The 7,498-nt window shown below is 65.9% G+C and carries 6 protein-coding genes and 3 pseudogenes; 5 read left to right on the forward strand and 4 right to left on the reverse strand.

Going from position 1 to position 7,498, the window contains the following annotated elements:
- Positions 1–406 precede the first annotated feature (406 nt).
- Positions 407–808, forward strand: coding sequence for a hypothetical protein (locus tag ETD96_RS46220; protein ID WP_205719641.1), 402 nt, complete (start codon positions 407–409; stop codon positions 806–808).
- A 6-nt stretch (positions 809–814) separates the two neighbouring features.
- Here ETD96_RS46220 and ETD96_RS37350 read toward each other — a convergent pair whose 3' ends face one another.
- From ETD96_RS37350 to ETD96_RS48310, 3 genes are all read right to left on the reverse strand, one after another.
- On the reverse strand, positions 815–1,285 hold the full coding sequence (locus tag ETD96_RS37350) for a hypothetical protein (protein ID WP_205719642.1): 471 nt from the start codon (positions 1,283–1,285) through the stop codon (positions 815–817).
- A 339-nt stretch (positions 1,286–1,624) separates the two neighbouring features.
- Positions 1,625–2,797, reverse strand: coding sequence for an HNH endonuclease signature motif containing protein (locus ETD96_RS37355; protein ID WP_138641229.1), 1,173 nt, complete (start codon positions 2,795–2,797; stop codon positions 1,625–1,627).
- A gap of 194 nt (positions 2,798–2,991) precedes the next feature.
- On the reverse strand, positions 2,992–3,222 hold the full coding sequence (locus ETD96_RS48310) for an HNH endonuclease (protein ID WP_138641230.1): 231 nt from the start codon (positions 3,220–3,222) through the stop codon (positions 2,992–2,994).
- A gap of 515 nt (positions 3,223–3,737) precedes the next feature.
- On the opposite strand from ETD96_RS48310, the gene ETD96_RS37365 reads away from it, so the two are divergent.
- The 3 genes and pseudogenes from ETD96_RS37365 to istB all read left to right on the forward strand — a co-directional run bounded on the left by ETD96_RS37365 (position 3,738) and on the right by istB (position 6,670).
- Complete coding sequence (locus ETD96_RS37365) at positions 3,738–5,048, forward strand: hypothetical protein (RefSeq protein ID WP_138641231.1); 1,311 nt, start codon at positions 3,738–3,740, stop codon at positions 5,046–5,048.
- Positions 5,049–5,203: 155 nt separating this feature from the next.
- Positions 5,204–5,866, forward strand: a pseudogene (locus tag ETD96_RS37370) (Mu transposase domain-containing protein); the annotation flags it as partial.
- A pseudogene (istB, locus tag ETD96_RS48435) lies at positions 5,866–6,670 on the forward strand (IS21-like element helper ATPase IstB). The pseudogenes ETD96_RS37370 and istB, both read left to right, overlap by 1 nt.
- Before the next feature lie 235 nt (positions 6,671–6,905).
- On the opposite strand, the gene ETD96_RS37380 reads toward istB, so the two are convergent.
- Positions 6,906–7,280 (reverse strand): hypothetical protein, encoded by a 375-nt coding sequence (locus tag ETD96_RS37380; RefSeq protein ID WP_138641233.1) that lies wholly within the window; start codon positions 7,278–7,280, stop codon positions 6,906–6,908.
- A 10-nt stretch (positions 7,281–7,290) separates the two neighbouring features.
- On the opposite strand from ETD96_RS37380, the pseudogene ETD96_RS37385 reads away from it, so the two are divergent.
- Positions 7,291–7,498 (forward strand): annotated as a pseudogene (locus ETD96_RS37385) (tyrosine-type recombinase/integrase); the annotation flags it as partial.

The raw sequence follows: 7,498 nt of genomic DNA on the forward strand, positions 1-7,498 counted from the left end.
AGGGGGTCGGCGGCGGACGCGCGCAGCGTCCCGCCGGTCGCGGCGACCTGGCCGGCGAGGCCGTCCGGCAGTTCGCCGAACATCCACACGGCGCGGCCGGGGCCGGTGATGCTGATCGGGCCGTGCCCACGGCTTCGAGGCGTATGCCCGGATCCTGCACCCGGCCTACGCGGCGGACGGGAGCCCAGTGACGTGGGCGCGGGTGGCCGCGTGGTCGGGCGGAGTGGTGCACCCGCGCGTGCAGTTCCAGGCACTGGCCGGCCCCGTACCGCGTTCGGACACCGTACGTCCGTGGGCGGAGGAACCCGATCCGGGATCGCTGACTCCGACGCTCTTGGCGGCACTGTGTGAAGTCCTCGCCAGGCACACCAGAACACCTGGCCACTGCTGGTTCTGTGTCTCGGACGTGTACGAACCAGCGCACGAGGGAGCGACCGCCACATTCACGGCGGACGCGGACGCGGACGCAGGTGAGGAGTGGGAGGAGCCCGACGTGCTTGCGCCGGCTATCCCGTCAGAGATCGCCGAAGGCCCCCGAGTGGAGTTGCCGGAACGCGCATATCTCCTACTCGAGGGCCCTCTTGACGCTGCCGGGGAACTCGCGACGCCGCTCTTTCCGCAGTCACCCAACCTGTTCTGGCCCGATGACCGAGCCTGGTGTGTCACGACGGAAACGGATCTGGACTCCACCTACCTCGGAGGAACCGCAGCGCTCATCGCCGAGATACTGGCGGACGAGCGTTTGGAGGCCCTCCCGGCCGAGGTGACCGACCCGGTGTGGGCGGACAGCGACGAGCTCAACCGGTGATACGGGTCAGCAGTGGATGGACACCGTCGGAGTCTTCTTCCCGACGGTGACGACCCTGGGAGAGTATCCAGGGGGCGCATAAAGCGTTGCGACCGCTTCGCCGTGGTACCTGCCGGTCCTGCAGACGAGCGCCGCGTTGCCCTTGGCCGTACGTGCCCCGGTGCTGCCGAACGCCTTGATCTTGCTCCCCCGGTTGCTGAAGAGGCCGACCTTCCCCCGGATCATCCGGATCGGCTGAGTGCAGGTCACACCAGTACGGACGTTGATGGTCCCGTGCACGTGACCGGACTTGTGCGGGATACCGCCGTGCGCCCCGATGAACCGGATCTCGCAGTGGATGACCCTGGCGCTGTGAGCCTTGGAATGGGCCGAGAAGTCGACGGTGGACTTACCCGGTATCGGCGGACGGGCGGGCGCCTCCGCCGCCTCCGCCGTCACCGCGTTGCCGACGACACCCATGACGGCCACGACCCCCACGACGGTCAGCTTCCGCCTCAGCCCTCCGGCGGACCCCCGATGCTGCTGTCCCATGCACTACCTCCAAGCAATTGTCGAACCAAGACCCCCGTCAAGAACCGCAATGCTTGCAGTGCGAGCGAATTCCTGTCAATGAACTTCGTTCGATCGAAAGCGGCCGCGATTCGCCATTTTTGCACATATGGATGACGTTTTGCGTCAGGAGAAAGGGATGTGTAACCCCTGGGCCCGCGCGACGAGGCGCCGGCTGCTCGACCACATCCGCACCCGTCCACATGACCAACTGTGCGACGCAAGTCAGGAAGTTGCTGATGGAAGGCCGTTGCGAACAATGGGAAGTCAGACTTGCCCGACCCAAGTAATGTGTCTCGCCCGAGCTTCCTTCAGAAGGGTCTTCCGCAGCTGCTCGCCAGTTCGACCCCTTGTCTTGACGGCGTGGCAGTTGGGGCAGAGAGCGATCATCTGAACCGGGTGGTCGCGGCCCCACCGTGCGCGGTCCTGGACATGGTCGACCTCGAGAATCGGATCGCCGTTCCTGGTCACGTCGTTGGGCTGACCGGTACACAGAGGGTTCTCGCAGTGCCCGGCGCTTCGGACGAGCACCGCTTCGACGGCGGCTGCTGAGCGTACGGGCTCCTCTCGCACGGTGGTCGAGGTGCGGTCGTGGTCGCCGCGCGCTTCGGCCGTCTCGACCGTCCAGCAGAGACGCCGGTAAAGCTCCAGCGGGCTTGAGTGGGGAGACGTCGATGTAGCAGTTGGTCCCGCGGATTGCAGACCAACCTCCACCAGCAATTTTTCGGGAGTGGCACCTCCGAAAAATCGCGTGCCGAGTATCGTGACGGCCTCGAAACGCGCTGATCGGCTGGTTGCGACGAGTTCATACGCCCAAGCCGTGAGGCCGCAGTGAGGATCTTGTTCTTCAAGCCAGGTGATCGGCTTGCCATGCGCCGCCGGGACGGCTCCGCCATGTCCAGTCAATTCCCAAAGATCGGTATGTGCCAGCGCGATTATGGGAAACTCAGGCGTCGGCCTGGAACTGGGTTGCCCGTACTCACGCATGAGGCCGCACAACTCTGCATGGGCCGCTCGCCAGGGCGCCAGCCTTGGATGGCGCTGCGCTGCCCTGCCCAGCGCCCAGAGAAGGGTTATGGGCTGATGCCGAGCGGGCCCATCGGGTGTGCTGGCGGCACGTAGATCGCCGAGAAGGTCAAGCAGGCGCCGCCGAGGCGAGGCAGGCTCATCGACGACTACCTCGAACCCCAAACGTGTGAGCAGTCGGCCGATGGTCTGCCGCCCGCCGGAGAACTGGCCCGCAGTCAGTGGACGGCCTGTGACGTAGCCATAAGCAACCCCGACTATGGCTTTGGAGTCGTAGTACACGCCATCGTGGTGCATGAAGTATTGACGGGCCTGGTCGAAACCGTACTTCTGCAGGAAGCGGCCACGTCCAAGCTGGTCGAACTCGGCGATCGAATCGAGGACGGCCTCACGCGTGATCACCGATAGATCCATACGGGTATGATATGCCCGATTTGAGGGCGTGGTCGCGGTTGAACTCGTCTGCCGGCTCACGAGACCTAGCGGATTGCAGAACGCCGAGAACGGTCAAACACATCGAAGCCGACTTGGGCGTATCTACCTCGAGCCGTTGTCCCAACATGACGATTCGCAGCGCGGCGAGCAGCCGAGCCGAGTACACCGCTGATCTAGCGGCGCTTCGCGTCGTCAGCACCAAGGGGTGGCCGTCCCCGCCCCCAGGCGTCTCCCTGGCGGACGTTGCAGATCCAGTGGGCGGCTTGGCGGTTCTCCAGCACGTGCTTGCCGGCCAGCGAGGCCGACTTGATGTGGTCGAGGGTTGCTAACCACGGATGGGGCCCAATCAACGGCGGGGTCGATCGCCACATGCCCCAACTGGCAGGTCCACCGGTCACGCGCATAGACGTCAAGCGGATCTACCTGGTAACCCTCGGCTATGAGCACACCGTAAGGGCGCATGCGGTGATAGCTGTTGCGGGCCGAGTGGAGCGCTGCCCTTCTCGGAGCGGGCCTTCAGCTCGCGTGTGGGCAATGCCAGGAGAGTAAGATTGTGACCCAAACTCGCAAACGAAAAACGCCATAGTCCACCTGCTCTGAAACGGAGAAAAGAGAGACTGCGGCGGAGGTGGACCCGTCACCATTCGCTGACAATGACAATCAAAGCCTGACTGGACGTTGGCAGCCCTCGCCCTTGTCGGGGGCTTCTGTTTGTTCTGTGGACGTGGCTCATGAACTCGCGGCGTGGGTGATGCTCTGCTGATTGCAGCAGGTCCAACGAACGGCCTGGAGGCCAGAGGTTGTTCACCGCTCCACAGTTGCCGCCTGGCCTGTTTGTGCCAACGATCTTCCCGGATAGGTTACTCGCCTGAAAGCAAGCGGAACAGGCATTAGGCTCTCGTTGGAACAAGGGGAGACGATGACTGACGACAGCACGGCAATAGTTCCGGTGTGGACGCTGGCGACTGGTGACGTCCGGGTGCCCACTCTGGCTGGGGACGAGCCGATGACGGCTGAGCGACTGGCTGAACTGCGCGGCGTGCTGGCCGTGCTGGTCGACGAGCCAATCGCCACACTCGAGGTGCATCCACTGCCCGACAAACTCGACCGCAGCCCAGGTATCCCACTGGATGCAGCGAGTCCCCTGGCACAGCATCTGTCGCAGCTCATCACGCAATCAGCGCAGCGTTCCTCTGCGGCGGCCACGGCGACCGCCTCCGGCGAAGGCTTGTATCGCATGGTGGTTCCGGCGAAGTTCGCCGCCCAGTTCGGTCAGGGCATCGTTCGCCCGATGGCGGCGAAGACGGTGGCCGGTGGAATCCGCGGTCCCCTCGTGACCTCAACGGGCATCGTCGGCGGCGCGACGTTCGTGCCAGTCGGTAAGGCGGCAGCAGCGGGCGCAGCCGGTGGAGCCGGCACCACTGCCGGCGTCGCGGCCGCGGGCAGCGTGGCGCTCACCGTGGCCGCGCCGCTCGTACTCATGGCCGTAGCGGTGGGGGTAAGCGCGTACGCCGACTCCAAACGCCAGCAGGCCATCGAGCACATCACAGAACTGCTGGAGCAACTGCAGGAAGACAATTTCGAGAGAGAGCGCAGCCAACTCGACGGCTGCCGCGACGCCATCGACAAAGCCACCGCCATCCTGCTCGACCAGGGCAAGCTCGGTGTCTCGCTGGGGTTGGACTCCGCGTCATACGCCATCAGCACGGCGCTGGTCGCCGCCGAGCGTCGCCTCGTCAAATGGCGGAGCGCCCTCGACACGCTGCCCGACGACACGCCCGTCGAGATCAGCACGCTGAGAAAGCCATTCCCCGGCCTCGCAGACGACCGTGGCGGCATGTTCCGCGCCCACCTCGAACTCGCCGCGCTGGCGATCGCGCTGGAGCGGCGGGTCATCGTCCTCCAGGCCGTCGAGCATGCTCAGAGCGACCCCGGCAATCCGTTCGAGAACTTCATTCGCAACCTGAAGGACCACCAGCAGCGCCTCGACGACCTGGAGTCGGGCATCGCCGGCGTCCTCGTCCGCCTGTCGGCGTTGGAGCTGGCACGCCCGTCCGGTTTGCGTCCCGTTTTCACGACCAGTGAAGTCGAGCGCCTGATGCGCGCGGCGCACAGGATTCGCAAGCTGAGCGACGGCGTTACGTTCAACAGCCGCCCGACGGACGTGGCGATCGAGATCGCCCGCGACAAGGACGGCTCAGTGGTCGTGTTCCCTGCGCTGCCCGCATAGCTTGGGCGTGCTCGCACTCAGCTGGTGCGTCCTGTGAAACTGCTCGACCCCTCCCTGCTCTTGCTCCGCAGCTTCTGCCCCTTCTGCATGCCAGGCAGCTCTGCCCTCCCACTGAGCGTTGAAGTCGAGCTCGTTCCTCTTCTCCCCCCGGTGACAAGGGCGCGATCGGGCAGTGGCGGGGCGGCCGCCCGCAGCTGACCACCGAGGCCAACGCGTTCCGCGGGATGCTGGGGATCGCGATCCGCCAGTGCCGGCCGACCGACCCCGAGGCCAAGGGGTTGGTGGAGCGGGCGAACGGGTATCTGGAGACCTCCTTCATGCCCGGCCGCGCCTTCACCGGCCCCTGCGACTTCAACGTCCAGCTCACTCAGTGGCTGGCGCGGGCCAACACCCGCCACCATCGGCGGATCGGGTGCCGTCCGGCCGACCGGATCGAGGTCGATCGGGCAGCGATGGTGGGGCTGCCGCCGGTCGCTCCGGCGGTCGGGTGGCGGACCTCGACGCGGCTGGCCCGCGACCACTACGTCCGGATCGCCTCCAACGACTATTCGGTGCACCCGTCGGTGATCGGGCGACTGGTCGAGGTGGTCGCCGATCCCGAGCAGGTCACCGTGACCTGCGGCGGCCAACTTGTCGCCCGGCATGAGCGGTGCTGGGCCGCTCATCAGAGCATCACTGACCCGGCCCACGCCCAGGCCGCGGCCGCACTGCGCCGCTCGAGGATCCAGGCCGTGACCGCTCCGGCCGACACCCAGGTCGAGCAACGCCGGCTCAGTGACTACGACGCACTGCTGGGCGTTGACGGGGTGGTGGCCTGATGGCTTCTGCTAAGACCGGCAGTGGCCGCAACCTCGCCGCCGAACTGGCCTATCTGACCCGGGTGCTCAAGGCTCCGTCCCTGGCCGCGTCGGTCGAGCGGCTCGCCGAACGAGCACGGGCCGAGTCCTGGAGCCATGAGGAGTTCCTGGCAGCCTGCCTGCAACGCGAGGTCGCCGCCCGCGAATCCCACGGCGGTGAGGCCCGCATCCGTGCAGCGCGGTTCCCTGCCCGCAAGGGACTGGAGGACTTCGACTTCGACCACCAGCGGTCCCTCAAGCGTGAGGTCATCGCCCATCTGGGCACTCTGGACTTCGTCGCCGCCCGCGAGAACGTGGTGTTCCTGGGGCCGCCGGGCACCGGCAAGACCCACCTGTCGATCGGCCTGGGGGATGCGCGCCTGCCAGGCCGGGCACCGCGTCGCGTTCGCCACCGCGGCCGCATGGGTCGCCCGCCTGGCCGACGCCCACACCGCCGGGAAACTGCAGGAAGAGCTGGTCAAACTCGCCCGCATCCCGGTGCTGGTGGTCGATGAGGTCGGCTACATCCCCTTCGAGCCCGAAGCGGCGAACCTGTTCTTCCAACTGGTCTCCAGCCGCTACGAACGCGCCTCGCTGATCGTGACCAGCAACAAGCCGTTCGGACGCTGGGGCGAGGTGTTCGGCGACGACATCGTGGCCGCAGCCATGATCGACCGCCTCGTTCACCACGCCGAGGTCATCAGCCTGAAGGGAGACAGCTACCGCCTCAAGAACCGCGACCTGGGCCGCGTCCCCGCCGCCCAGACCAACAACGACCATCAGTAACAACCCGCAGCAAACAACACCACCAGGGGGTCAACTTTCAGACGTCGGCAGGGGGTCAGAATTCGCGCGCCGTTGACACGGACAAGGCATGGCAACGAGCAGAGGTCGAGGTCTCCAGGGGCCGAACGGGAGATCCAGGCCGCGGAAAGCAGCGGTTCAAGGATTACGTCGAGCAGGTCTAGCTCCCGAACCACCAGGTCGAGGCCACCACCCGTGAGGGCTACACGTACGCGATCTACAAGCACATCATGCCGACGTCCTCCCCGAGCACGTCCGCGCGTGGATCACGGCCCTCAAGAACCAGGGCATGAAGCCGGTGACCATCCGCTACCAGAAGATCATCCTCAGCGCCATCTTCACCACCGCGATGGACGACCAGGTCACCTTCATCCACCCCTGCCGCGGAGTACGGACGCCCCCGGTCGTCCGCAAGCCCCTCGAGATCATCACTCCCGAGCAGTTCGACGACGTCTACCACGCCCTCCCCGAAGGCACCTTCCGACTCCTCGCCGAAACCGAGATCGAGAGCGACCTCCGCTGGGGCGAGCTCAGCGAGCTGCGAGTGAAGGACGGTCAACCTCAGAACCCGCATCCTCACGGTCAGCCGCACGCTCGTCGAGTTGAACCCGAAGTTCCACCCGGAAGGCCGCCACTTCCTGGTCAAGGACTACCCGAAGGACAAGGAGTACCGCCGCTTCAAACTCAGCACCCAGACCACCGAGAAGCTAGAGGAGCACATCCGAGCAGCCAACCTGACCCAAGACGACCTCCTCTTCCAGATGCCACCTCAGGACAAGCCCCGAGCCCGCATCACCGAGATCCCAGACC

Source organism: Actinomadura geliboluensis (assembly GCF_005889745.1).
Classification (GTDB): domain Bacteria; phylum Actinomycetota; class Actinomycetes; order Streptosporangiales; family Streptosporangiaceae; genus Spirillospora; species Spirillospora geliboluensis.